Source organism: Amycolatopsis sp. NPDC058278, from assembly GCF_042881395.1.
In the GTDB taxonomy this organism is placed as follows: domain Bacteria; phylum Actinomycetota; class Actinomycetes; order Mycobacteriales; family Pseudonocardiaceae; genus Amycolatopsis.
Window position 1 is genome coordinate 59,732 of sequence record NZ_JBHVXZ010000033.1, and the last position, 25,026, is coordinate 84,757.

20 protein-coding genes are annotated in these 25,026 nt (G+C 72.3%); 15 read left to right on the forward strand and 5 right to left on the reverse strand.

Translation table 11 applies throughout. The features are described from left to right. Positions 1–3 precede the first annotated feature (3 nt). Positions 4–765 carry a site-2 protease family protein gene (locus ACFVYA_RS19280; RefSeq protein ID WP_285993946.1) on the reverse strand — a complete coding sequence of 254 codons (762 nt, stop codon included), beginning with the start codon at positions 763–765 and terminating at the stop codon, positions 4–6. Between the two features lie 264 nt (positions 766–1,029). Between ACFVYA_RS19280 and ACFVYA_RS19285 the strand changes: the two genes are divergently transcribed. Next, positions 1,030–1,317 (forward strand): WhiB family transcriptional regulator, encoded by a 288-nt coding sequence (locus ACFVYA_RS19285; RefSeq protein ID WP_161790928.1) that lies wholly within the window; start codon positions 1,030–1,032, stop codon positions 1,315–1,317. A 132-nt stretch (positions 1,318–1,449) separates the two neighbouring features. Further along, the gene (locus ACFVYA_RS19290; RefSeq protein ID WP_387046597.1) at positions 1,450–4,737 is read left to right on the forward strand and encodes a glycosyltransferase; all 3,288 of its coding nucleotides are present in this window, start codon (positions 1,450–1,452) and stop codon (positions 4,735–4,737) included. Positions 4,738–5,152: 415 nt separating this feature from the next. On the opposite strand, the gene ACFVYA_RS19295 is transcribed toward ACFVYA_RS19290, so the two are convergent. Then, positions 5,153–5,617, reverse strand: a complete 465-nt coding sequence (locus ACFVYA_RS19295) for a metallopeptidase family protein (RefSeq protein WP_004559274.1) — start codon at positions 5,615–5,617, stop codon at positions 5,153–5,155. A 77-nt stretch (positions 5,618–5,694) separates the two neighbouring features. On the opposite strand from ACFVYA_RS19295, the gene ACFVYA_RS19300 reads away from it, so the two are divergent. From ACFVYA_RS19300 to manA, 5 genes are all read left to right on the forward strand, one after another. After that, the gene (locus tag ACFVYA_RS19300; protein WP_285986112.1) at positions 5,695–6,051 is read left to right on the forward strand and encodes a DUF3499 domain-containing protein; all 357 of its coding nucleotides are present in this window, start codon (positions 5,695–5,697) and stop codon (positions 6,049–6,051) included. Positions 6,052–6,132: 81 nt separating this feature from the next. Beyond that, complete coding sequence (locus ACFVYA_RS19305; RefSeq protein ID WP_387046599.1) at positions 6,133–7,488, forward strand: phosphomannomutase/phosphoglucomutase; 1,356 nt, start codon at positions 6,133–6,135, stop codon at positions 7,486–7,488. An 83-nt stretch (positions 7,489–7,571) separates the two neighbouring features. Next, on the forward strand, positions 7,572–7,793 hold the full coding sequence (locus ACFVYA_RS19310; protein WP_387046601.1) for a Trm112 family protein: 222 nt from the start codon (positions 7,572–7,574) through the stop codon (positions 7,791–7,793). After that, on the forward strand, positions 7,777–8,871 hold the full coding sequence (locus ACFVYA_RS19315) for a hypothetical protein (RefSeq protein WP_387046602.1): 1,095 nt from the start codon (positions 7,777–7,779) through the stop codon (positions 8,869–8,871). Before ACFVYA_RS19310 ends, ACFVYA_RS19315 begins: the two co-directional genes overlap by 17 nt. A gap of 54 nt (positions 8,872–8,925) precedes the next feature. Next, on the forward strand, positions 8,926–10,155 hold the full coding sequence (gene manA / locus ACFVYA_RS19320) for a mannose-6-phosphate isomerase, class I (RefSeq protein WP_387046621.1): 1,230 nt from the start codon (positions 8,926–8,928) through the stop codon (positions 10,153–10,155). A gap of 824 nt (positions 10,156–10,979) precedes the next feature. Here manA and ACFVYA_RS19325 read toward each other — a convergent pair. Continuing rightward, the gene (locus ACFVYA_RS19325) at positions 10,980–13,907 is read right to left on the reverse strand and encodes a BTAD domain-containing putative transcriptional regulator (RefSeq protein ID WP_387046604.1); all 2,928 of its coding nucleotides are present in this window, start codon (positions 13,905–13,907) and stop codon (positions 10,980–10,982) included. 153 nt (positions 13,908–14,060) lie between these two features. Between ACFVYA_RS19325 and ACFVYA_RS19330 the strand changes: the two genes are divergently transcribed. From ACFVYA_RS19330 to ACFVYA_RS19340, 3 genes are all read left to right on the forward strand, one after another. Continuing rightward, complete coding sequence (locus tag ACFVYA_RS19330) at positions 14,061–14,978, forward strand: cation diffusion facilitator family transporter (RefSeq protein ID WP_387046606.1); 918 nt, start codon at positions 14,061–14,063, stop codon at positions 14,976–14,978. A 92-nt stretch (positions 14,979–15,070) separates the two neighbouring features. Beyond that, the gene (locus ACFVYA_RS19335; protein WP_387046608.1) at positions 15,071–16,597 is read left to right on the forward strand and encodes an amino acid permease; all 1,527 of its coding nucleotides are present in this window, start codon (positions 15,071–15,073) and stop codon (positions 16,595–16,597) included. A gap of 268 nt (positions 16,598–16,865) precedes the next feature. After that, a complete protein-coding gene (locus tag ACFVYA_RS19340; protein ID WP_387046609.1) occupies positions 16,866–17,552 on the forward strand; it encodes an LPXTG cell wall anchor domain-containing protein in 687 nt (228 codons plus the stop codon). A 51-nt stretch (positions 17,553–17,603) separates the two neighbouring features. Here ACFVYA_RS19340 and ACFVYA_RS19345 read toward each other — a convergent pair whose 3' ends face one another. Then, positions 17,604–19,874, reverse strand: coding sequence for a hypothetical protein (locus ACFVYA_RS19345; protein ID WP_387046611.1), 2,271 nt, complete (start codon positions 19,872–19,874; stop codon positions 17,604–17,606). Between the two features lie 92 nt (positions 19,875–19,966). Here ACFVYA_RS19345 and ahcY point away from each other — a divergent pair, with 92 nt between their 5' ends. The 4 genes from ahcY to ACFVYA_RS19365 all read left to right on the forward strand — a co-directional run bounded on the left by ahcY (position 19,967) and on the right by ACFVYA_RS19365 (position 22,928). Further along, on the forward strand, positions 19,967–21,439 hold the full coding sequence (gene ahcY / locus ACFVYA_RS19350; protein ID WP_285986101.1) for an adenosylhomocysteinase: 1,473 nt from the start codon (positions 19,967–19,969) through the stop codon (positions 21,437–21,439). A 110-nt stretch (positions 21,440–21,549) separates the two neighbouring features. Further along, the gene (locus tag ACFVYA_RS19355) at positions 21,550–21,837 is read left to right on the forward strand and encodes a toxin-antitoxin system HicB family antitoxin (protein ID WP_387046613.1); all 288 of its coding nucleotides are present in this window, start codon (positions 21,550–21,552) and stop codon (positions 21,835–21,837) included. Beyond that, positions 21,834–22,280: a type II toxin-antitoxin system VapC family toxin gene (locus tag ACFVYA_RS19360; protein ID WP_387046615.1), complete on the forward strand. Its 447-nt coding sequence runs from the start codon at positions 21,834–21,836 to the stop codon at positions 22,278–22,280. Before ACFVYA_RS19355 ends, ACFVYA_RS19360 begins: the two co-directional genes overlap by 4 nt. Before the next feature lie 222 nt (positions 22,281–22,502). Continuing rightward, complete coding sequence (locus ACFVYA_RS19365; protein ID WP_387046617.1) at positions 22,503–22,928, forward strand: YjdF family protein; 426 nt, start codon at positions 22,503–22,505, stop codon at positions 22,926–22,928. Between the two features lie 145 nt (positions 22,929–23,073). Here ACFVYA_RS19365 and ACFVYA_RS19370 read toward each other — a convergent pair whose 3' ends face one another. Then, positions 23,074–24,072 carry a hypothetical protein gene (locus tag ACFVYA_RS19370; protein ID WP_003085563.1) on the reverse strand — a complete coding sequence of 333 codons (999 nt, stop codon included), beginning with the start codon at positions 24,070–24,072 and terminating at the stop codon, positions 23,074–23,076. Positions 24,073–24,319: 247 nt separating this feature from the next. On the opposite strand from ACFVYA_RS19370, the gene ACFVYA_RS19375 reads away from it, so the two are divergent. Beyond that, positions 24,320–24,895, forward strand: a complete 576-nt coding sequence (locus ACFVYA_RS19375; protein WP_285986097.1) for a papain-like cysteine protease family protein — start codon at positions 24,320–24,322, stop codon at positions 24,893–24,895. Positions 24,896–25,026: the final 131 nt, after the last annotated feature.

A 25,026-nucleotide genomic window follows, 5' to 3' on the forward strand; every position in this document is an offset into this window, starting at 1 on the left:
ACCTCAGTTCCAGAACTGGAAGACGCTGAAGCCGATCTTCGCGCCGTCCACGTACCCGCCGAACGCGTTGAAGATGGCGTAGGAGCCTTCCCACAGCGCGGTGTTCGCCGGGCGGAAGAACCACAGGACCGCGAACAGGATGATCGGCGCCCACGGCCGGACGCGCGCGCCGAGCTCGCGCGCCCGCGCGGGCAGGTACGGCTCGATCGCGCCCCAGCCGTCGAGGCCCGGGATCGGGAGGATGTTGAGCAGGAACGTCACGACCTGCAGCAGCGCCAGGTAGGACATCGCGATCACGAGCCCGCCCGCCATCGGGACCAGCGCGACCACCAGGGCCAGCGCCGCCCCGACCGCGAGGTTGCTCAGCGGCCCGGCCAGCGACACCCACGACGACGTCCCGCGCGAGCGCAGCGCCCCGCGGTTGATCCAGACCGCGCCGCCCGGCAGCGGGATGCCGCCGATGATGAGGAAGATCAGCGGCAGGATGATCGACAGGACGGGATCGGTGTACTTGCGCACGTCCAGCGTCAGGTAACCCTTGTGGGCGACGCTGTAGTCACCGCCGCGGTAGGCGACCATCGCGTGCCCGAACTCGTGCAGCGACAGCGACGCCACCCAGCCGGCGGCGACGAAGATCACCACGCCGGCGATGAGCAGCGGGTCGCGGTCGCGGACGAAAACGGTGTTGATGTCACCGAACGCGGCCATGGCGCCACCGGCGACGGTGAGCGCGAGGATGCCGAGGAAGACCGGGCTGGGGCGCACTGCTGACTTCTGCACGTGCTCCAGTCTTCCGTATGCCCGGTGTGAAGTTACCGGCGTGTCCCCTTGCGCGATCGGGCCGGAACGTCCCCCGAACTCGCTACTCCGCTTGACCTGACCGCACTACACGGGTGTAATCACAGTGATGTCATTCGCCGCCGAGAGGGGACGGCGAGTGTCGTTTCACCACCGCCAGCCTGGGGAGTGCTAGGGAGCGAGGAGGCGGACGTGCGGTTGGAAGCCGATGGGAAGGAATGGGGGCAGGTCATGAGTTGGGGCGAGATCCCGGAGCAGGCTCTGGGAGATCTCACCGAGCTCATCGATGCCACGGAAGAAGAGCAGGATTGGCAGGAACGCGCCCTGTGCGCGCAGACGGACCCGGAGGCGTTCTTCCCCGAGAAGGGCGGTTCCACCCGCGAAGCCAAGCGGATCTGCCTGGGCTGCGAGGTCAAGGACGAGTGCCTCGAGTACGCACTGGCCCACGACGAACGCTTCGGCATCTGGGGCGGTCTGTCCGAGCGGGAGCGCCGCAAGCTCAAAAAGCGTGCTGTCTAGTGCGAATCACCGGTGATGCCCGGCGTCACCGGTGATTCCGCTGTGCGGGGCGCTCGGCGTGGGTTCACCATCGGGTGACGGGTCGGGGCCGTAGGGTGGCCGCACCGACTGCCGCCTGATCTGGAGCGTTCGTTGCCCCGCACCGCCGCGCCGCCCGTCCCGCGCACCGCGCCCGTTCTGGCCATTGTGGTCTGTCACGACGGCGAAAACTGGCTGCCGCTGGCGCTTTCCGCGTTGCGCCGCAGCACCGTCCGGCCCCGGCACGTTCTCGCCGTGGACACCGGCTCCACCGACGCGACCCCGCGGCTGCTCGCCGAAGCCGCCGAGGATCCCGGGCTGGATTCTTCCCCCGTCCTCTCCGGGGTCATCACGCTGCCGAGTGATACCGGCTTCGCGGCCGCGGTCGCCGAAGCCGTCGGGCACGCCACCGAGCGCTGGGGCGACCCCGGTTCCTGGCTGTGGCTGCTGCACGACGACTGCGCGCCCGACCCCGACTGCCTCGAGCAGCTCCTGCACGTCGCCACGAAGGAACCGTCGGCCACCGTGCTGGGTTCGCTCGGTCTCGACTGGACCGATCCGCGGCTGATCGTCGAAGCCGGCCTGTCCACCGACACCTCCGGCCACCGCCAGCAGGTCGCCACGACCGGCGAGGACCCGGTGGCGGTGCTCGCCGTGCCCAGCGCCGGCTCGCTCGTGCGCCGCGACGCCTGGGACTCCCTCGGCGGCTTCGACCCCGGTTTCCCGTTGCTGCGTGAGGATCTCGACTTCGGCTGGCGCGCCAACGCGGCCGGTGGCGTGGTCCTGTCCGTGCCGCTCGCGCGGGTGCGGCACGCCCGCGCCGTGACCACCGGCCGGCGGGCGGCGGACGCGCTCCCCGGCCCGCTGACCGCCGCGAACCGCGCCCACGGGCTGCGCGTGTTCCTGGTGAACTGCTCGCCGTTTTCCTTCTGGCTCGGCATGATCCGGCTCCCGGTGCTCGCGGTCCTGCGCGCGCTGGCCTTCGTCCTGCTGCGCCGCGCCGGGGAAGCGCGGGCCGAGTTCGCCGCCGTCGCGTACCTCCTCAGTGGACGCGGCGGATTGCGCGCCGCGCGCGCCCGCCGGCGGCGGAATCCGCGGCCGGGCACGGTTCGCGGGCTCTTCACCGGACGTTGGACGCGGTTGCGCAACGCCGTCCGCGCCGGCGTCGTCGGTCTGGTGCGCCGCGGTGTCGAGAACGACGTCGCGCTCGGCCGCGTGCCCGAGACGGTCGAAACCGAGTCGGCGTGGGTGACGCCGGAAGCGCTCGACGCCCGCGAGACCCGTCCGGTCGGCCCCGACGCGCTGCCCGCGGGCGCGCTGCGCGGCATCAGCTCGCGCGGGTCCGGGCTGCGCCGGCCGGGCACGCTCGTCGCCGTCGCGCTGCCGGAAACCCCGGCACCGGCCGCCGAAGACGCCCCCGAAGCCGAAGAGCCGGAACCGGAACTCGTCTTCGTCGAGGTGAACCGCCGCCGGGTGCTGGCGGCCACGATCTTCGCGCCGCCCGTGGTCCTGCTCGTCGTGCTGACCGCGCTCGGGCTGTTCGTCAACCGCGCCCGGCTCGGCCTCGACCTCTTCGGCGGCAAGCTGCTCCCGGTCGCCGGGCTGGGAGAGCTCTGGACGTCGTACCTGACGCCGTGGCACGCGATCGCGGGCGGCACCGGCGCGCCCGCGTCGGCCACCCTGCCGGTGCTCGGCGCGCTCGGCGCGGTGTTCGCGCCGATCGGCGGCCCGGCCGCGCTGGTCGCCGTGCTGCTCCTCGGCGACATCCCGCTGGCCGCGTTGAGCGCGTACGCGGCGACGCGGCGGCTTCGCGTGCGCCGCTGGGTCCGCGCGGTCGTCGCGGCGACGTACGCGCTCTTGCCGGCCGCGACCGCGGGCGTGGCGCAGGGCCGGCTCGACGTCGTCGTCGTGCACCTGGTGCTGCCGCTGGTGGCCGCGGGCATCGCCGGGTTGCTCGTGCACGCGGACACGCGCTGGCTGCACGTGTCCGCGCTGTCGGCGTTCGGGGTGGCGCTGCTCGGCGCGTTTTCGCCGCTGGCGCACGGGCTCGCGCTCGCCGGGCTGCTGATCGGGTTCGTCGTGCTGCCCGCGCCGACCGGGCTGGCACGCCGGATCGCGTCGGTCGGGATCGTGGTGCTGCTGCCGCTGGCCCTGCTGCTCCCGTGGCCGACGGTGCTGCTGAAGCATCCGGAACTCCTCGTGCAGGGGCTCGGCGGTGCGGCTCCGGTGGTCTCCGGCACCGATCTGGCCGGGCTCGACCCCGGCGGGCCGGGCGCCTGGCCGATCGGTGTCGCGGTGATCGCCGCGGCGCTGGTGGCGGTGGTCGTCCGGCCGACGAAGCTCGCCGCCGGCGGGCTCGCGCTCGCGGCGCTGGGCGCGGGCGGGCTGGTGCTGGTGCGGCTGGTCACGGCGGCCCCGTTGCAGGGTGGCGCGCCGTCACACGGCTACGCGGGCGTGCCGCTGCTGATCGTCGGCGCCGGGCTGCTGTGGGTGGTGCTCGGGTCGTGGCAGCGCGGCGGCACGACCGGCGTCCCGGCGACCTGGCTGCCGAAGGTGATGGCGGTGGCCGGCGTGGCGGTGTTCCTGGCGCTGGCCACCGGCGCGCTGGTCGTGGGCTCGCAGGGCCCGCTGCGGGCCGGCGAGCGGCCGTCGCTCGCCCCGGAGGTCGCGGCCGAGCTGACGGCGTCCGGCCGGTCGGTGCTCGACCTGGCCCCGGACGCGACGCGCCAGATCGGCGGCCGCCTCCCGCACTACGGCGACGACGAGCTGGCTCCGACGCCCGGCACCCCGGCCCGCCTGGCGGCCTGGCGCCGCGACCTGGGCCAGGGCGACGCGGCGGCGGTCCAGCGCTCCTTCGCGGCGGCCGCGGCCGCGGGCGTCCAGTTCGTGGTGCTCCCGCCCGGCGTGGACCCGCAGGCGTACCCACCGCTGGCGAAGGACCTGCTCTCGGTGGCCGCCCCGATGTCCGACGGCCGCGGGGTGCTCCGCTTGTTGCCGCCGGCGGCCCAGGTGATCTTGATCTCTCCGGAGCAGGCGAAAGCGGCGGTCACGGGCGGCGGCGCCCCGGGGAACGCGCCGGGCGTGGCGCCGGTCCGGGCGGACCTGCCGGACGTGCGGGTCCGCGTGTCCGACGGCCCGACGGGCCGGCTGCTGGTGCTGGCGGCGGAGCAGGAACCGGGCTGGAAGGCGGCGGTGGGAGGCAAGCCGGTGCCGATCGTGCCGGCGTGGGGTCACCAGGTGGCGGTATCGGTGCCACCGGCGTCCGCCGAGGTGACGGTGGAGTACCCGGGCACAGAACACAACCTCCTGCTGCTGGCCCAGCTGGCGGCGGCGCTGTTCACGCTCCTGACGGCGGTCCCGGCCCGGCGGGTACCCAGCCCCTCGCGCGCCCAAAGCTTGTAAATCGGAGGAGCGGGGTGGTCATCCCGTCGCCTGAGGCCGTCAAATCACTTTGAGCCGGGCCCGCAACCCACAGCGCAGCGTGAGGGGACAGCGGAAGCTTGCGGGCCCGGCTCAAAGTGATAGGCCTCGATCAGGCGGCGGGATGACCACCGCGCGGCCCACCTCGAGAAAGCGAGGGGGCAGCGGCGAGGGGTGGCCATCCCGGAGCCTGCCGGTCCGGCGAGGACAGCCTTTTGTCTTTTACCGCGGTAGAGCGGCACCGCGGGGTTCTGCCGCGGCTTCTACTACGGGTTCTGCCGCGGCAGGGGAGGTCTGGTGACGTCGTTAGTCGGCTTGCGTTGCCGGCCGGCGGTTCGCTGCGGCCCCTCAGCCCGGCCGTGGCTACTCGCCAGCGACCCCCTGCCCCGGCCGGGAGCTACTCGCCTTCGATGACGTCCGGTTCCACGCCCAGGTAGCCCGCCACCTGCTCCACCAGCACGTCGTGGACCAGCTCCGCCAGCTCCGACGGGTCCTTCGCCCGCGCCTCCAGCGGCCGCCGGTACAGCACGATCCGGGCCCGCGTCGGCAGCCCCGTGCGGTCGACGCCCGCCGGGACCAGGCGCGACAACGGCACCGCGCCGTCGTGCAGTACCCCGTCCGCCGGGGAGTGGCCGTTCTCACGGACCTCCGGCACGTCGTCGACCGCCACGTCGAGCTTCGTCAGCTCGTGGCGCCAGCGGGCTTCGATCGGCTCCAGTGCGTCCAGCACCAGTGCGTCGAAGCGTTCCGCACGGCTCGCGGCGGCGGGCAGGGTCGCCGGATACAGCGTCCCGCGCAAGCCCCGGCCGTGCCGGTCCCGCCGCGAGCGCCGCCGCTGTCGGTAATCACGAGCCGTCGCCACGTCCGGAAGTCTATGCGACCGCGGTTCAGCGCGTGTCGCGCTGGAGACCTTGCGGCGACGCGCTATCGTTTCGTTTTGTGCGGAGCGTACGGAAGTGTTCGCGTACTGGCTGTCTCGAGCCAGCTGTGGCCACGCTGACGTATGCGTACAGCGACTCCACCGCCGTCGTCGGCCCGCTGGCCACCGCCTCCGAGCCGCACTCCTACGACCTCTGCGAAGCCCACGCGCTGCGGCTGACCGTCCCCAAGGGCTGGGAAGTCGTCCGGCACGAAGGGGCCTTCGCCGCGCCGGACCCGTCGGCCGACGAACTGACCGCGCTGGCCGAGGCCGTGCGCGAGGCCGGCCGCCCCGGCAAACCCGCGCCGCCCGCGCCGGAGCCGGAGGGCCCGTCCGGGCGCCGCGGCCACCTGCGGGTCCTGCCCGGTCGCGCCTGAACGCGTAAGCCACTCACCTCGCCGGTAGGCTTTCCGCGCGGCGCAGCGGGCGCCAGTGACGACTAATCGCGGGGAGACGGCGTGCCAGACCTTTCGGGCATCGTGAAGGCCTACGACATTCGCGGCGTGGTCGGCGAGCAGCTCGACGCGGACCTCGTCCGCGACTTCGGCGCCGCGTTCGCCCTGCTCATCAAGCCGGAGGCGCCGTCGGTGGTGATCGGCCACGACATGCGCGACTCCTCGCCGGGGCTCGCGGCCGCCTTCGCCGAGGGCGTCACCTCGCAGGGCCTCGACGTGGTGAGCATCGGGCTGGCCAGCACCGACCAGCTGTACTTCGCCTCGGGTTCACTGAACCTGCCGGGCGCGATGTTCACCGCGAGCCACAACCCGGCCAAGTACAACGGCATCAAGCTGTGCCGCGCGGGCGCGTCGCCGGTCGGCCAGGACACCGGGCTGGCCGAGATCCGCGACACAGTCGAGCAGGGCGTGCCGGAGTTCGAGGGCCAGCGCGGCACGGTGAGCGAGCGGGACGTCCTCGCCGACTACGCCGCCTACCTGCGCAACCTCGTCGACCTGTCGGGCAGCCGGCCGCTGAAGATCGTGGTCGACGCCGGCAACGGCATGGGCGGGCACACCGTCCCCACCGTCTTCGACGGGCTCCCGATCGACGTCATCCCGATGTACTTCGAGCTCGACGGCACCTTCCCGAACCACGAGGCCAACCCGCTGGACCCGGCGAACATCGTCGACCTGCAGGCGAAGGTGCGCGAGGTCGGCGCGGACGCGGGCGTGGCCTTCGACGGCGACGCCGACCGCTGCTTCATCGTCGACGAGCGCGGCGAGCCGGTTTCGCCGAGCGCGATCACGGCGCTGGTCGCCGTCCGCGAGCTGGCCAAGGACCCGGGCGGCACGATCATCCACAACCTGATCACGTCCAAGGGCGTCCCGGAGATCGTCGCCGAGCACGGCGGCAAGCCGGTCCGCACCCGCGTCGGGCACTCGTTCATCAAGGCCGAGATGGCCCGCACCGGCGCCATCTTCGGCGGCGAGCACTCCGCGCACTACTACTTCCGCGACTTCTGGCGCGCCGACACCGGCATGCTGGCGGCGCTGCACGTCCTCGCCGCCCTCGGTGAGCAGACGGGCCCGTTGTCCGAGCTGACCAGCGCGTACTCGCGCTACGCGGCTTCGGGGGAGATCAACTCCACGGTTGACGACCAGGTCGCGAAGATGATGGCCGTCAAGGACGCCTTCGGCACCCGCTCCGGCGTCGAGCTCGACGAGCTGGACGGCCTCACCGTGCAGCTGCCGGGCGGCGCCTGGTTCAACCTGCGCCCGTCGAACACCGAACCGCTGCTCCGGCTGAACGTCGAGGCCGCGAACGCCGAGGCCGTGCAGGCGCTGGTGGACGAAGTGCTCGCGATCATCCGCAACTGACCCGTCCGAAGAAGCGCGCGCCGGGGCCGAACTGTGTCCTGAAGTGCTCTTCACCACAGTCCCCCGCGTGGTATGGAGGAACCATGGCCATCACGCTCGACGCCCAGCTCCTCGAGATCTTGGCGTGCCCGTCGCCCGATCACGCCCCGCTCCGGCCGGGCGCACCGGACGACCCCGAGGCCGACGCACTGACCTGCACCGAGTGTGGGCGGGTGTACCCGGTCCGTGACGGCATCCCGGTGCTGCTCCTGGACGAAGCCACCATTCCCGGTGACAACGGAACCTCCGATGCCGACAGTGCTTGACGACACGTTGCTCGACGACCCCGCGCGGCTGGCCGAGGCCGACAGCGCGGGGTTGCTCCGGGCCGCCGCGATGGCCGGCGCCCAGGTGCGGGCGGCCGCCGAGCTGGCCGCGGAGCTGGAGCTGTCCGAGCGGCTCGACATGGGCCGTCCGCGTGCCGTCGTGCTGATCGACCGGCCGGGGGTGAGCCGCACGCTCACGCGGCTGCTGGCCGCCCTGCTGGCGCCGTCGTGCCCGGTCCCGGTGGTCGTCGCCGAGGTGGTGCCGAGCTGGATCGGCGCGCTCGACGTCGTGTTCGCGCACACCGACGACCCCGAGGACCGCGAACTCGCCGCATCGCTGGAGCGCGCCGCCCGCTACGGCGCTTCGGTGGTGCTTTCGGCGCCGTCGGAAGGGCCGGTGGCGGCCGCGGTGGCGGGCAAGGGCCTGCTGCTGGCGCCGCGCATCCCGGTGCCGGCGGAGCTGGCGTTCCCACGCGGCCTGGCCGCCGGGCTGCTCACCGCGAACGCGCTGGGCCTGCTGATGTCCGACGTCCAGTCGCTCGCCGACCAGCTGGACCTCGAAGCCGGGAAGGACTACCTGGCCCGGGATTCGTTCGAGAACCCGGCCAAGGCGCTCGCCCTGCGGGTGGCCGACCGCGTGCCGCTGCTGTGGGGGCTGGACCCGGTCGCGGTCGCCGTCGGTGAACACGCTGCGCACGCGTTCGCGGCCCACGCGGCCACGGTGTGCGACGTCGAGGACTATCGTCAGGCCCTGGCGCGCCCCGCATTGCGGCGGGCGGCGCTATCAGGTGGCGCGGAGCGTGACATCTTCGCCGATCCGGACGATTCCTCTGGTGACATCCCCACCCGGCTGCTGCTGCTCTCGGTGCGCACCGGTCCGGCCACGGACGCGGCGCGCTTCCAGGCCGAGGATCTGCTGCCCGGTGCGGACGTCATCGCGCCGGCCGAGGAGATCGAGGCCGACGAAATCGTGCGGGCCGCGGTGCTGGCACTGCGGTTCGAACTTGCGGCGGTCTATCTCGGGCTGGCGGCGGGCAGCATCGGCGGCGCGGGCCGCTTCGCGCCCGCAACGGCGTGAGACCCGCCTAGCACCGGCCCCGGCCGGTGCCGAAGGAGTGGAGTTGAGGTGACAGTGGAGCTGCTGCGCAACGCGGTGCGGCCCTACGCCTGGGGATCGCGGACGGCGATCCCCGAGCTGCTGGGCCGTCCGGTACCCGCGCCGCACCCCGAGGCCGAGCTGTGGATGGGCGCCCACCCGGGTGATCCGTCGCACGCCATCGGGCCCGACGGGACCGAGCGGAGCCTGCTCGAGCTGGTGGACGCCGACCCGGTGACCCAGCTCGGCGAGCGCTGCGCGAAGCGGTGGGGCGGGCGGCTCCCGTTCCTGTTGAAGATCCTCGCGGCCGAGGAGCCGCTGTCGATGCAGGCGCACCCGTCGGCGGCCCAGGCCGCGGAGGGGCACGCCCGCGAGGAGAAGCTGGGCATCCCGCGTGACGCGGCGAACCGCAACTACCCGGACCCGACGGCGAAGCCGGAGCTGGTCTGCGCGCTGACGGAGTTCCACGCGCTGGCCGGGTTCCGTGCTCCCGACCGCACGATGAAGCTGCTGAAGGCGATCGAGACGCCGGGGCTGGCCAACTACACCGGGCTGCTGGAGGCCCAGCCGGACCCGGCCGGGCTGCGGGCGCTGTTCACGACGTGGATCACACTGCCGCAGTCGTCGCTGGACCGGCTGCTGCCGGAGGTCCTGGACGCGTGCGTCCGGCACGTCCAGGAGCACGGCGAGTTCGCGGTCGAGTGCCGGACGATCCTGGAGCTCGGTGAGGCCCACCCGCGCGACGCGGGTGTGCTGGCGGCGTTGCTGCTGAACCGCCTGACGCTGCGCGCGGGCGAGGCGATCTACCTGCCGGCCGGCAACCTGCACCTGTACCTGCACGGCACGGCCGTGGAGATCCTGGCGAACTCGGACAACATCCTGCGGTGCGGGTTGACGCCGAAGCACGTGGACGTCCCGGAGCTGCTGCGCGTGGTGGACTTCGCGTGCGGCGAGATGCCGGTCCAGTGCGGGGACACCGGGGAGCGCATGGCGGTGTACCGCACGGACGCCCCGGAGTTCGAGCTGTCCCGCGTGGAGTGGGCGGCGGGCCAGGACGACGAGATATCGGTCGACAGCGTGGGCCCCCAGATCCTGCTGTGCACGGCGGGCGACCTGCTGGTGACGGCGGACGACGGCGAGAAGGTCGAGCTCAGGCGGGGTCAGTCGGTGTGGTTGCCGGCGGCGGACCCGCCGGTTCGCGTCCGGGCGCTGGGCGGGGAGCGGGCTCAGCTCTTCCGCGCGACCGCAGGCAACTGCGAGGACTGAGACGCGCCGGACCGCCTGACGCGAGCTCACGTACCCGGAGGGTCGGCTCGCGTACCTGGTCGGCTCACGTACCCACGGGGTCGGCCCACGGACCCTGCAGGTCGGTTCGCGTACATCGAGGGTCGGCCCACGGACCCAGCAGGTCGGTTCGCGTACATCGAGGGTCGGCCCACGGACCCAGCAGGTCGGCTCGCGTACATCGAGGGTCGGCCTGCGTGCCCGCGGGGTCGCCTCGGGTGCTTGGAGGGGCGGCCTGCGTGCCCGCCGGGTCGGCCCGCGTGCCTGGTGGGGTGGCCCGGAAACCGGCGCCCAGGTGCGCGAACCGACCGTCTGGGTGCGCGAACCGACTGCCTGGGTCCGCAGGCCGACCGTCTGAGCACGTGGGCCGACCGTTCGGGTGCGCGAGCCGACTGTCCGGGTGCGCGCGGGCGCGGGTTTCTGTGTGCGTTCCGTGTGGCGGCATCCGCCACGATCGACACCAAGGGGGACCCTGGTGCGCTGATGCGCGCCGCCGGGTCCGCTGGGGGTGGCGCCGGTCGGATCCGCCCGGCGTCCGTGGGCGTGAGGTGGTGCCGCGAGGGGGCGGCACCACCTCGGGGGGCCAACCCCGCCGGCCGAGGCGAGGCGGGTGGTGCGGTGAGGGGCAGCACTCCCGTCTTGCCCGGCAGGTCAACTCGGCGAGGTTGGCGCCTGGCAGATCAGGCCGGGTGAGGGAGCAACGCGGCAGGCCGGTTCGGTGCGGCGTAGTGGCTCAGCAGGCCAGGTGGGCGCCGGGCGGTCGGTGCGTAGTGACCCGGGGAGGCCAGGTGGGCCCCAGGGGCCCGTCAAGCCGGCTCGGTGAGGGCGAGCAGCGCCCGGCGAAGCACAGCCGCGCTGGCGTCGCGCGGGTCGAGCAGCTCCGCGGCCTCGGCCTCCGCCGCCTCCGCCGCTGCCCACTCTCCCGTGGCTTCGTACGCGCGCTTCAGCACCAGCCACGTCAAACCCGTTGCCGCTCTGCCGCCCATCTCGCGGCACTCCTCGAGGCAGGCTCGGAGCACCGGGATCGCCTGGGCCGCCCGGCCTTCGCCGATCCACGCCGCCGCCAAGGCCCGGGTGCATGACAGCTCGCGTGGCCGCTCGTGCAGCTCCCGCGCCAGCTCGCGGGCCTCGCCGAACGCCGCCGTCGCCTCCGCACGCGCGCCCGTTGCCGCCGAGATCGCGCCGCGGGTGCGCAACGACTTCGCCAGTGCCGAGCGTGCCATCGTGCCGCGCAGCAGGTCCACCGACTCCGCGATCGCCGCCACCGCGCCCGCGTCGTCGCCCGTCAGCAGCGACGACCACGCGAACCCGTGCAACGCCTCGCCGATCACCCGGGCGTCGCCCGTCGAGCGGGCCGCCGCCAGTGCCGTCCGGTCGACGTCCCGGGCGTCGTCGATGCGGCCGAGCCGCACCAGGGCCGCCGACTCCGCGGCCCGGACCCACCCGAGCTCGGCCGGCGCACCGTCCACCGTGAACAGTTCGCGGGCGTGGGCCGCCGTCTGCAGGGCCTCTTCCGCGCGGCCGAGGCCGATCAAGCAGTGCGCCAGGTTCGCCGACACCCACGCGTGGGTGCGGCGGTCGCCGTGGGCCTCCAGTTCCTTGGCGCACGCGCGGTAGCGGACGGCGGCCTCCTCGTACTCGCCACGCGCATGCCGCAACAGCGTCAGCGTGGCCTCGGCGACCGTCGCCAGCGGCGGGCCCGCGTCCAAGACCGTCTCGTACGCCGCGCGCATGTCGGCGTACTGCCCGTGCAGGTACAGGTAGACGCCGAGCCGGTCGAGCAGCAGCAGGGCGTCCCGCGCGCCCAGCGTGCCGATGAGCGCCAGGAGGTTCGCGCGCTCGGCGGCGAACCAGTCGTCCGGACGTGCCAGCAGCCGCTCCACCAGCTCGTCCGGCAACGGCTGCGCGGGCGGCTCGTGGGCCGGGGACGGCATCGGCACCGTGCGCGGCAGCCGGGCCGCCGCCGCGTCGGCGAGCGCGAGCGTGGCCGCCAGCACCGTCCGGAGGCCTTCGCCGGGCGCCGGATCGGTGAGCTCCGCCGCGTACAGCCGGACGAGGTCGTGCATCCGGTAGCGGCCTTCGCCCGTCCCGTCCGCTCCGCGCGCCTCCAGCAGGCTCGCCTCGACGAGCTCTTCGACGGCTTCGTCCGGGTCGTCCACCAGGGTGGCGACCGCCCAGGCCGGCAGGTCGGCGAGGCGGCACCGGCCGAGCAGCCGGAACGCGCGCCGCGCGGGCGGCCGCAGGCCTTCGTAGCTCAGCGCGATGCTGCTCCGGACGGCGAGATCGCTCACCGTCAGCTCGTCGAGCCGCCGGACCTCGTCCTCCAGCCGGCCGGCCAGCTCGCCGAGCCGCAGGTGCGGGCGGATGGCCAGCCGGCTGCCCGCGATCCGCAGCGCCAGCGGCAGCCGCGCGCACGCGGTGATGATCCGCTCGGCGTCGGCGCGCTCCCGGGCCACCCGCGCCCCCGCGAGCCGGTGCAGCAGTTCGGCGGCGTCGGCGCCGGACAGGGGACCGACGGCCAGCCGGTGCGCGCCGGCGAGCCCGCTCAGCCGGCGGCGGCTCGTCACGAGCACCGCGCAGCCCGGTGTGCCCGGCAGCAGCGTGCGGACGTGCTCGGGGTCGACGGCGTCGTCGAGCACCACCAGCACCCGCCGATCGGTGAGCCGGCCGCGGAACACCGCCGCGCGCGCTCGCACGTCGTCCGGCACGGCCGGGCCGGGGACACCCAGCGCCCGCAGCAGGTCGGCCAGCACCTCCCCGATTTCACGGCCCGCCAGCGGCACGTACAGCTGGCCGTCCGGGAACCGCGGGCGCAGCCGGTGCGCGGCGCGCACGGCGAGGGTGCTCTTGCCCGCGCCCGGCTCGCCGCTGAGCACCGCGACCGGGACGCCGCTGCCTGCCCCGAGCACGCCGGTCAGCTCCGCCAGCTCGGCGTCGCGGCCGGTGAAGTCCCCGATGTCCGGCGGGAGCTGGCAGACCGGCCACACCGCCGGTGGCAGCCCCGGCACCGGGTCTTCGCCGCGCAGGACGGCCGCGTGCACCCGCCGGGCCTCCGCGCCGGGCTCGACGCCGAGCTCCTCGATCAGGGTGGTCCGCAGCCGCCGGTAGACCTCCAGCGCGCCGCCCTGCTGCCCGGCCCGGTGCAGCGCGATCATCAGCTGCGCGGCCGGCCGTTCACGCAGCGGGTGCTCGGTGATCACGGCCTGCAGCTCGCCGGTCAGCTCGCCGTGCCGCCCGGCGGTCAGCTCCGCGTCGACGCAGTCCTCGAACACGGCGAGGCGTTCGGACTCCAGCCGGGCGACGTCGGCGTCGAGCCGCGGCACGTGCAGCCCGGCCAGCACCGGCCCCCGCCACAGCGCGAGCGCCCGCCGGTAGTGCCCCGCGGCGGCCACCGGATCCCCGGTCCGCCGCCCTTCGGCGACGGCGGACCGGAAGACGAGCAGGTCGAGCTCCTCCGGTTCGACGTGCAGCCGGTAGCCGGGCGGGCCGTGCTCGACCCGCAGGCCCTCGATCCGCTCGCGCAGCCGCGAGAGGTAGGTGTGCAGGTTGGACGTGGCCGACTTGGGCGGCCCGTCCGGCCACAGCGCCTCGACCAGCACGTCGACGGGGACGTGCTGGCCGGCGTTGAGCAGCAGCACGGCCAGCAGCGTGCGCTGCCGCTCACCGCGCAGGACCGCCCACCGGCCCGGCGGGCTCTCGACGGCGAGCGGACCGAGCACGGCGAAGTGCGCCATGTCACCTTCCCGGGTGTGGTCGGCAGGAAAAACCACGGTAGCGAAGGGGTACGACAGAACCGGCGGCCGCGGTTCACCCGGTCGGGACGGTCGCCGCCGCGCGTTCCCATTAGGCTCCACCCGGACATTTCAGGACCTACCAGGGGAGCGGTCGTGTCAGCTGGAGGCGGAACCAAGGCGATCCTCGCGGCACTCGGGGCCAACGCCGGGATCGCGGCCGCGAAGTTCGTCGGCTTCCTCGTCACCGGGTCGTCGTCGATGCTGGCCGAGTCCGTGCACTCGCTGGCCGACACCACCAACCAGGGCCTGCTGCTGCTCGGCCAGAAGACGTCGAAGCGGGAAGCCGACAAGGAGCACCCCTTCGGCTACGGCCGCGACCGGTACTTCTACTCCTTCATCGTCGCGCTGATGCTCTTCACGCTCGGCTCGGCTTTCGCGATCTACGAAGGCATCCACAAGATCGGCCACCCGGAGCCGCTCGAATCGCCGATCGTCGCCGTGATCATCCTGGTCGTCGCGGTCGCCCTGGAGGGCTACAGCTTCTACACCGCCATCGGCGAGTCGAAGAAGATCAAGGGCAACGCGACCTGGTGGGGCTTCATCCGCCAGGCCAAGGAACCCGAGCTGCCGGTGGTGCTGCTCGAGGACGCCGGCGCGCTGCTCGGTCTCGTCTTCGCCCTGCTGGGCGTCGGGCTGTCGGTCGTCACGGGCAACCCGGTCTGGGACGGCGTCGGCACCCTCGCGATCGGCGCGCTGCTCGGTGTCATCGCGATCATCCTCATCATCGAGATGAAGAGCCTGCTCATCGGCGAAGGCGCCAACGAGGGCGTCCTCGCGACGATCGTCGACGAGCTCGCCGCGGGGAAGGTCGAGCGCGTCATCCACATCCGCACCCAGTACCTGGGCCCGGACGAGCTGCTCGTCGCGGCGAAGCTGGCGCTGGTGCCGGGCCTCGACACCGCCGAGCTGGCCAGGGCCATCGACGACGCCGAGGCCCGCGTCCGCGCCAAGGTGCCCGTGGCCAAGCTCATCTACCTCGAACCGGACCTGGACCGCAGCCTCACGCGTTAGCCGAAGATCGGCCTTTTCGGTGAGCCGTCACCGGCCTGACCCGATAGGGTGACTTACTGCGATACATGCAGGCCAGCCGCAGGAGGTCAACGGTGCCCGGAACGGGATTGTGGCGCACTAAATCGATCGAACAGTCCATTGCGGACACCGACGAGCCGGACACCAAGCTCCGGCGGAACCTGAGCGCCTGGGACCTCACGGTCTTCGGTGTCGCCGTCGTCATCGGTGCCGGCATCTTCACGCTGACCGCGCGCACCGCGGGTGACTACGCCGGGCCGTCGGTGTCGCTGGCCTTCGTGTTCGCGGCGATCGCCTGCGCGCTGGCGGCGCTGTGCTACGCGGAGTTCGCCTCGACCGTGCCGGTCGCGGGCAGCGCGTACACGTTCTCCTACGCCACCTTCGGCGAATTCATGGCGTGGATCATCGGCTGGGACCTGATCCTCGAGCTCGCCGTCGGTGCGGCGGCGGTGTCCAAGGGCTGGTCGGTGTACCTCGAGACGGTGCTCGGCTACCTCTTCGGCAAAGGCACCAAGACGACGTTCGACGTCGGCAGCGTGACCGTCGACTGGGGCGCGCTGCTCGTCGTGGCGGTCCTGACGACGCTGCTGGCCGTCGGCACCAAGCTGTCGTCGCGGGTGTCCATGGTGATCACCGGGATCAAGGTCGCCGTCGTGCTGTTCGTGATCATCCTCGGGTTCTTCTACATCAAGGGCGCCAACTACACGCCGTACATCCCGCCGGGCGAGACGGGCGGAGCCGGTCAGACGGGCGTCGACCAGTCGCTGTTCTCGCTGATCGCGGGCGGCGCGAGCAGCTCGTTCGGCGTCTTCGGCCTGCTGGCCGGCGCCTCGCTGGTGTTCTTCGCGTTCATCGGCTTCGACATCGTCGCGACCACCGCCGAGGAGACGAAGAACCCGCAGAAGGCCGTGCCGCGCGGGATCATGGGTTCGCTGGCCATCGTCACGGTGCTCTACGTCGCGGTGTCGCTGGTGGTCGTCGGCATGACGTCCTACAAGGACCTGGCCACCAAGGCGGGCGACGGCAGCCACAAGACCCTCGCCACGGCGTTCTCCGCCAACGGCGTCGACTGGGCGGCCAACATCATTTCCTTCGGCGCGCTGGCCGGCCTGACCACCGTCGTCATGGTGCTCATGCTGGGCCAGGTCCGGATCATCTTCGCGATGTCCCGCGACGGCCTGATGCCGCGCGGGCTGGCCAAGACCGGCGAGCACGGCACGCCGAAGCGCGCGACGCTCATCGTCGGCGGCCTGGTCGCGCTGGCGGCCGGGTTCTTCCCGGCCGACAAGCTCGAAGAAATGGTCAACGTCGGCACGCTCTTCGCGTTCGTGCTCGTGTCGGCGGGCGTGCTGATCCTGCGCCGGACGCGGCCGGACCTGCCCCGCGCGTTCAAGGTGCCCCTGGTGCCGCTCATCCCGATCCTGGCCATCCTCGCCTGCCTGTGGCTGATGCTGAACCTGACCGTGCTGACCTGGCTGCGGTTCTTCGCCTGGATGGTGCTGGGCGTGGTGCTCTACTTCGGGTACAGCCGCCGGCATTCGCTGCTCGGCAAGCGGCAGGCCGACGGGATCGACGAACCCGTGAAGGCGCCCGAAGCCTGACTTGCGCAATAGAAGCCCCGCCCGCCTGGACGCCCAGGTCGGCGGGGCTTTTTGCATTTGGTTGCGCAATGGGAGGTTACGGCTTGATCAAGAGGATCTTGCGATTCGTGCGCAAAGGGGGACCCCCTGTAAGCGGCTGGGTGACGTGCGATACCTTTCGATCCTTCGTGTGCCACTGACGGGTGAATTACAGCCGCGTGATTCCCACGTTCAGTGGTGCCGCGTCCCCCGATTTTGCCGTTCATCCCCGTTCGGTACTGGAGAACTCATGCGCAGACGTTCCTTCCGCGGCGCCGTGGCGGTCATGGCGCTCACCACTGCTGCCCTGATCGGGACCGCCGGTTCCGCCCTGGCCTGCTACAGCGACGACAACCGTCCCCACCCGACGCCGGGCAAGCCGACACCCTGTGCCGACGGCCAGGTCCTCGACCAGAAGGACGTCGTCTCCGAGCTGACCAAGAACAACACCCGGCTGAACATCAAGTCGGTCAACGAGGGTGTCACGGTCACCCGCATCGTCGTCGTCGGCGGCGACGACGGCTTCAACGACTACACGCCGGGCAAGAAGCTCGACAAGAACGCGCCGTGGAACGACCTGCGCGCGCCGTTCAACTTCAACGGCAGCCAGCCGAAGATCGACAAGTGGTTCCTGTGCGGCTCGAAGACCACCAAGCCGACCGCGCCCGCCACGACGCCGGCCACCAAGACGTCGACGCCGCCCACCACGACGGCCACCACCAAGCCGAGCACCCCGGCGACTTCGGAGACCTCCGTTTCGCCGACCAGCTCGACCGCCGCGGCCGTCGTCCCGGCGGGCAACGAGTCGGGCACCGGTGGCGGCCTGGCCAACACCGGTTTCGACAACAGCTGGCTGATCTGGGTCGGCGCGCTGCTGCTGGCCGCCGGTGGCGGTCTGCTCGCGCTGCTGAAGTTCCGCCGCAAGGCTTCCGAGTGAAGCTGAGCTAGTCCACGGTCGAAGGCCCCTCGCTCCGCGCGCGAGGGGCCTTCACCGTTTCGGGGGAAAGTCCCCGAACAGCGAGCCCTGCTCGCCCCAGGACGGCTTGCCGAGGCCGGCCGCCATCGCGACGGCGTGGTCCCACTCGGCGTCGACCACGTAGTCCTGGTGCTTGAGCACCCCCGGCGCCCAGCGGTGCCGCCCGGTCGGGCCGCGCAGCGGGTCCGGCAGCCAGTGGTCGCCGCCGAGGATCAGGACGCCGTTGGCGTCGGCCGCCGCCGACACCGGGCCGCAGCCGCCGTCCGGGAGGAACCCGACGCCGTGCAGCCGCCGGTCGGCGACCGAGTGCCGCCAGGTCGTCACGCCGCCGCCGAAGATGTCGGTGCCGCGGCACAGCGCCCGCCAGCGGCCGTCCAGGTCGGTGAACAGCCGTTCCAGCGCTTCCTGCGGCAGCAGCGCCGGGAAAGCGCGCTGGTAGCCCCACTGCAACGGCGACCCGGCGGTCAGCACGCCGACGCGCTCGAGGTCCGCTTCCGGCAGTTCGGCCGCCAGCCGGGCGGCGGCCATGAGCGTCAGCAGGCTGCCGAGGTTGTAGCCGGAGAGCACCACGCGCGTGCCGGGTTCGGTGAGGTGCTCGCGGGCCCGCGCGGCCAGTTCCGGGACGACCTTCAGCGCGTAGCAGGGCGGGACCGTCGGGTGCGCGGCCCGCGGCCAGAAGCAGACCAGGTCGGCCAGCGCCCCGAGGTGGCGGCTGCGCTGCGGGGTGCGCGCGGCCGTGTAGACCACGCGCAGCAGGCCCGCGGCCAGCGCGCCGAGCGCGACCACGCCGATCGCGGACAGCGGGCCGAACCAGCCGGGGACCAGCCCGAACCCGAACCGCAGGACCAGCAGGGCCGCGCCGCCGGCGGACATCGCGCTCGCGACCGCCAGTGCCAGGTGGTGCAGGTGCCGCCGTTCCCACGCCGAGCGCGCCCAGGCCGCCGCGGCCTTGGCCTCCTGCCGTTCGTCGTGCTCCATCAGCTCGACGATCTCGGGGATGCCCCGCCGCAGCCGCCGCAGCGGGACGGCGACCGCGAAACCCAGCACGCCGAGCACCGCGGCCAGCGCCAGGCCCGCGCCCCACAGGACGGTGACCAGCAGGTACGTGTCGGGCACCTTCAGGTGTTCCGCCCCGGAAAGCCGGCGGAGCGCTTCGGCGAGCCCGGCCCCGAACCCGCCGCCGAGCAGGCCGCCCAGCGCGAGCACCGGCGCGGCCGCCCAGCCGCCCATCCACGGCCGCAGCCGCTGCGGCTTGTGCTTCCAGCCGGGCCGGGCCAGCAGCGCCGCCGGGGCGAGGAACAGGGCGAACAGCACCGTGACGGCGACCAGGGCCGCGCCGAGGCCTTCGACGACGCCGTTCGTGCCGGGCAGCGGACCGGTGCCCGGCCCGTTCGCAAGCCCGAGCCGTACCGCGGCCACGACGACCAGCAGGGTCGCGAAGGCGAGCACGCCGGGCCGGGCGAACCGGCCGGTGTCGACGCCGATCGCGGCGGCGACGACGGTGGCGAGCACCACGGCCAGTGTGATGATCCAGACAACGAGATCGACGCTGTCGCCCGGTACGCGGAACGGCCCGCCGAGCAGCAGCAGCGCGACCGTGGCCAGCGCCGCGACGGTGTGCAGGCAGCGCAGGGCCGGCGTCTCCGGGTCGGCGCGCATCCGCAGCGGGCCGCCGGTGAGGTCGCCGTCGGCGTGCACCGCCCAGGTCGCGCTGGAAATCCGGTGCAGGACGAAGATCACGACGAGCAGCGGCAGCACGCCGACGGCGATCCGGGCGCCCGCCGTGCGCAGCACGTCGGGGACCACCGGCAGGCAGCCCGAGCCGGGCGCGAGGCACTGCGCGGCGAAGAGGTCGAGCGCGATCGCCGCGAGCTGGCCGATCAGCAGCATCGTCAGCAGCAGGGCGCCGACGCGCAGCAGCCCGCGGCACACGGTGCCGAGGACGCGCGCGAGGCGGCGGCCCGGCGGCACCGGCGGCAGCATCCAGAACGCGACGTTGGCCAGGGAGAACGGGAACAGCAGCGCCCAGGTGGCCTTCGCGGCGCCGCCCGAGGTCATGCCGTGCCAGAGGTAGCCCTCGAGCGTCCGGGGGATCGACCGGCCCAGCGCCGGCAGCACCGGGCCGGGCGCCGGGCGGCGCAGCCGGTCCGCCGGGCGGATCACGCGGCCCAGCCCGTCGCCGGCGACGTCGACGGTCGAAACCGCGTCGAGCAGCGTTTCCCCGCTGGTGCCCACGAGCCCGGCGACGCGGATTTCCACGACACGGGTGTCCGGACCGGGCATGGGCACGGTAAGGGCCTCCTAACAGCAGTAGGGACACTCGAGCGGACAACGGTAGTGTTCGGGTGTCATCGAGTCTTGGAGGAATCGCCACTATGACCCCCGAAAGCGTTGCCAAGCGGCACGAGACCCGCAACGGCATCGAGTTCGCCGTCGCCGATCTCGATGCCGCCGAGTTCGGCCGCAAGGAGATCCGCCTCGCCGAGCACGAGATGCCCGGACTGATGGCGCTGCGGCGCGAATACGCGGAGGTCTACCCGCTGCGCGGCGCGCGGGTCTCCGGCTCGCTGCACATGACCGTGCAGACCGCGGTGCTGATCGAGACGCTGGTGGCGCTGGGCGCCGAGGTGCGCTGGGCGTCCTGCAACATCTTCTCGACGCAGGACCACGCGGCCGCGGCGATCGTCGTCGGCCCGCACGGCACGCCCGAGGAGCCCCAGGGTGTCCCGGTCTTCGCGTGGAAGGGCGAGTCGCTCGAGGAGTACTGGTGGTGCACCGAGCGGATGCTCACCTGGGACGGCGAGGGCCCGAACATGATCCTCGACGACGGCGGTGACGCCACCATGCTGGTGCACAAGGGCACCGAGTACGAGAAGTCGGGCGTCGTGCCGACCCCGGACGAGAACACCTCGGACGAGTTCCGCGTGTTCCTCGAGCTGTTGCGCGCCTCGGTCGCTTCGGACAAGGACAAGTGGACGAAGATCGGCGCGGGCATCCGCGGCGTCACCGAGGAGACCACGACCGGCGTCCTGCGCCTCTACCAGCTGGCGGCGGCGGGCGAGCTGCTGTTCCCGGCGATCAACGTCAACGACGCGGTGACGAAGTCGAAGTTCGACAACCGCTACGGCATCCGCCACTCCCTGATCGACGGCATCAACCGCGGCACCGACGTGCTGATCGGCGGCAAGGTCGCGGTGGTCTGCGGCTACGGCGACGTCGGCAAGGGCGCGGCGGAGTCCCTGCGCGGCCAGGGTGCGCGGGTGATCGTCACCGAGATCGACCCGATCTGCGCGCTGCAGGCGGCGATGGACGGCTACGCGGTGCGCAAGCTCGAGAGCGTGCTGCCCGAGGCCGACATCATCATCACCACCACCGGCAACAAGGACGTCGTGCTGGTGGAGCACATGGCGCAGATGAAGCACCAGGCCATCCTGGGCAACATCGGCCACTTCGACAACGAGCTCGACATGGCGGGCCTGGCGCGCTACCCGGGCATCCGCCGGATCAACATCAAGCCGCAGGTCGACGAGTGGATCTTCCCGAACGGCAACACGATCATCGTGCTGTCCGAGGGCCGGCTGCTCAACCTGGGCAACGCGACCGGCCACCCGTCGTTCGTGATGTCGAACAGCTTCTCGAACCAGGTGATCGCGCAGATCGAGCTGTTCACCAAGCACGAGGAGTACGACAACGAGGTGTTCCGCCTCCCGAAGAAGCTGGACGAGAAGGTCGCGAAGATCCACCTCGACGCGCTCGGCGGTGAGCTGACGAAGCTGACCAAGGAGCAGGCGGAATACATCGACGTGGACGTCGAAGGCCCGTTCAAGCCGGAGCACTACCGGTACTGAGGTTTTCGCGTTTTAGCTGGTCAGGGCCGCCCCGAAAGTGTTCGGGGCGGCCCTTTGTTCTGCGCTGGTGACGATGATAGCACGAATGGGTGACGTGTTATCATGGAGTCGTGAAACAGTTGATCACGAGGATCGACGACGAGCTGCACGCCCGGCTGAAGGCACTGGCCGAAGCCGAGGGGCGCAGCATGAACGACCTGGTCACGGAAGCGTTGAGGGGCGTAGTGGCAAAGACGGAAACCCGAGCGGAGTGGAAGCGGCGCTTGATCGCCGAAGGCAAGATCGTGCACGTGGAGCCACCGGCTCACGTGCCGACGCTCGATGAAATCGAAGAACTGTCCCGAGGGTGGGGCACTGCCGTGAGCGAAGCGCTCGACTGGACCCGAGGGGAGTGGTGACCGTGCTGTACGTCGACACCAGTGCGCTGGTCACCGCTTATCTGCAGGACGAGCCGGAGCACGGCAAGTTCCGCGAGCTGCTCCTCGAAGGTGCTGACCCGATCATGAGCAGCGACTTCACCCGCATCGAATTCGCGGGCGCGATGACGGCCGCCAAGCGGATCGGCCGCATCCCCGATCCCGCGGCGGTGCTGGCGCACTTCGATCACCTCGCCTCGCCGGACGGGGACCTGGTGCTGATCCCGTTCAACCCGGGCCGGGTGATTCCCGCCGCGCGCCGACTGGTCACCGAGAACTACCCGGTGCGCACGCTCGACGCGATCCACATCGCGGTCGCGATGCATTCCACGGCCGAGCTGACCGACGGTGGGCCGGTCACCTTCGTCACCCGCGACGAGCGGCAGGCCGATGCCGCCAAGGCCAACGGGTTCGAAGTGTTGTGAGCGTCGACCTCTTCGCCGGCAACGGCGTGCGCGAGATCATCTACCGCGACCCCGAGGGAAACGAGATCGGCGTCGGCGGCCCTCCCGCGTAGTCTGGTGCCGTTCTTGGCTTCACGAACCTCACGGCCCGGTAGGTAGTCCGGGCGGTCCGCGCAGGGCTCGTTGTCCCGTCATGGGAAACCGGTGACGCCAGGCTGATCCGTCACGCCTGGAGGTTTCCCGATGCACGGGGTGTTCACGCTGTACCACGACGGCCGGTTCTGGGTCGGCGTCTACGAAATCCACGAAGCCGGCCTGGTCCGGGCGGCGCGCCACGTCTTCGGCACTGAGCCCACCAACGCCGAGCTGGCGGCGTTCGCGGCCGGCCGCGACTTCGCCCGCTTGGCCGACGAAGCCCGCGCGGCCCCGCCCACCCCCGCCGAGCAGCGGCCGACCGCCCGGCTCAACGCCAAGCGCCTCGCGAAGCTGGCGAAGAAGACCCAGGAGGACGAAGGCATCGGCACGGCCGCCCAGCGCGCCCTGCGCGACGCGGTCACCCAGCGAGCGGCGGAGAACAAAGCGGCCCGCAAGCGCCGGGCGGCCACCGAGGCCGCCCGCCGTCGCTCCCTGGCGAAAGCAAAGTCCCGCGCCAAACACCGCGGCCACTAGCGACGCAGCCGTGTCGACCCTTCGATCACGCGTGTCGACCTCCCCGTCACGCGTGTCGTCCGTTCCCGCACGGTCGGTCGTGATCAGACGGTCGGCACGCGTGATCGCAGGGTCGACACGCGTGATCAGGCGGTCGACACGGCGTTCAGTTCCACTCCACCGCGACCCCGGCCAGCCCGGGTCCCGCGTCGCTGAAGAACGCGCTGCTCACCCCGCCCATGTCGCAGGCCAGTTCCTCCGCCACCACCGGCAGGGCGTCGTCCCGTGCGCGGACCTGGCGGGTGCACCGCGCCGGCAGCGCGTTGCGGTCGAAGCGCAGCTGGACCAGATAACTCGCGCAGCGGTCGCGCAGCATCCGGTAGTACCCCGGTGACGCCGATCCGGAGTCGTCGCGGACCTCGAAGCAGAACACGTGGATGTCGCCCTCGGCCAGCTTGCGGTCGAACAGCAGCTCCGTGGCCATCGTGTCCGCGTCCGGGTTGCGGCGCATCCGGCCCACCCGGCAGCCCTCGTCCGTGATCAGCTCGACGTCGTCGATGCGGCAGCCCGGGTCGCCGTTGTACACCGTCAAATACCGGTCCGGGCCGTGGCGGCGTGCCCTGGTCACCAGCCGCGTGCGCAGGCTGACCTGGCGGTGCTCCGCGTCGAACGTGATCGTGTCGTGGACCGACAGCAGCTCCAGGTCCGCGTTGTAGTGGTTCGACGACGGGTACGCGCCCAGCTCGGCCAGCAGGTCTTCGACGATCGAGCCCATGTCGCCGGAACGCAGGTCGTGGAACGACGCCGCCGGCTGGTGGCCGCGGCGGACCAGACGCGGCCCGATCAGCACCACCAGGGCGTCCGCCGGCAGCTGGAGGACCGATTCCAGGGCCCGGACCGCCGGCAGCGCCTTCGGCACCTCGGGCTGACGCAGCCCGCGTTGCCAGTAACTCAGCGTCGACTGTCCGATTTGGACCCCGCGCAGCGCGAGGTGGGCCCGCAACCGGGCGAGCGAGAGGCCTCGGTAGGCGATCGCCAGCCGGAGGGCGTGGTGGAACTCGCCGGTGCGGAGTGCCTCGGTCAGCTCTTTCGGCAGTTCGGCGACCGATGCCCGGGTCGTGCGGGCGCCATCGATGATCAGTGGGAGGTTCCCGTCTTGTGCCACCGCTCGTCCCTTCACCCGACCAGTGTGTGCGCTGGGCGTGAACACCGCGGAACGTTCACGGTAGCAGCGTAGAGTGCCCCCGCCGACCCCCGTTCAGGGTGGTTGGCCTCGTTATGGTGACTGTTCCGCGTTCCGGCTGTGCCCCGGAACGGTCCGTTCCTCCGGATGGCGTTCTTGCTCCTTGTGACCGCGTTGTTCACCGTTGTGACCACCGCTGGTTCGCCCACTCCTCCGCAGGAGGCCGTCTGTGCTGGTGAAGTCGAGCCGGGTCCACGCCGTACTGGCCGTGAGCCTGCTGTTGTGCCTGGTCGCGCCGGTCACCGCCGGAGCCGCGCCCGGAGTGCCGTCGACCTACCGGACCGGGATCGTCCTGCAGCTCCAGCAGAAGAACCAGTGGTGCTGGGCCGGCGCGGGCAACACCATCGCCGCCTACCACGGCGCGGTCGTCAGCCAGACGCGGTTCTGCCAGCTGGCCCACGGTGAAACCGGCGTGGACTGCGCCAACCTCCCCGGCACCCTCGCCGACCCGCAGCGCGCGTTCGCCCGGCTCGGCTTCAGCTCGCCGGGCCGCTACCTCGACCGCCGCATCTCCTACGCCGACGTCCGGACGCAGACCGCCGCCAACCAGCCCGTCGAGACCCGGGTCGGCTGGAACTCGGGCGGCGGCCACGTGCACGTCCTCTACGGCTACGACACCCGCGGCGACTGGGTCTTCTGGGGCGACCCCGGCCCCGCCAAGCGCTACAACTGGTCGACCTACGGCTACTACACGCAGAATTCGTCCTTCACCTGGACGCACACGCTCACGGGGATCGCCCGATGAGCAGGCGGGCGCTCGTGCTCGCCGTGCTGACCGGCGCGGGGGGGGGGTGGAACGGCACCGTGTCTGGCGCGGGGCCCCCCGCCCCCCAAGACCGCCGCCCCGCCGCCCCCGCGCCCCACGCGGCCGCCGGG

What these genes read in the sequence shown, in the direction of transcription:
- ACFVYA_RS19285 (WP_161790928.1), top strand. Translation starts at nt 1,030, where the DNA reads ATGAGTTGGGGCGAGATCCCGGAGCAGGCTCTGGGAGATCTCACCGAG.
- ACFVYA_RS19310 (WP_387046601.1), top strand. Translation starts at nt 7,572, where the DNA reads ATGGCCATCACGCTCGACGCCCAGCTCCTCGAGATCTTGGCGTGCCCG.
- ACFVYA_RS19315 (WP_387046602.1), top strand. Translation starts at nt 7,777, where the DNA reads ATGCCGACAGTGCTTGACGACACGTTGCTCGACGACCCCGCGCGGCTG.
- ACFVYA_RS19325 (WP_387046604.1), bottom strand. Translation starts at nt 13,907, where the DNA reads ATGGCGCACTTCGCCGTGCTCGGTCCGCTCGCCGTCGAGAGCCCGCCG.
- ACFVYA_RS19340 (WP_387046609.1), top strand. Translation starts at nt 16,866, where the DNA reads ATGCGCAGACGTTCCTTCCGCGGCGCCGTGGCGGTCATGGCGCTCACC.
- ACFVYA_RS19345 (WP_387046611.1), bottom strand. Translation starts at nt 19,874, where the DNA reads ATGCCCGGTCCGGACACCCGTGTCGTGGAAATCCGCGTCGCCGGGCTC.
- ahcY (WP_285986101.1), top strand. Translation starts at nt 19,967, where the DNA reads ATGACCCCCGAAAGCGTTGCCAAGCGGCACGAGACCCGCAACGGCATC.
- ACFVYA_RS19365 (WP_387046617.1), top strand. Translation starts at nt 22,503, where the DNA reads ATGCACGGGGTGTTCACGCTGTACCACGACGGCCGGTTCTGGGTCGGC.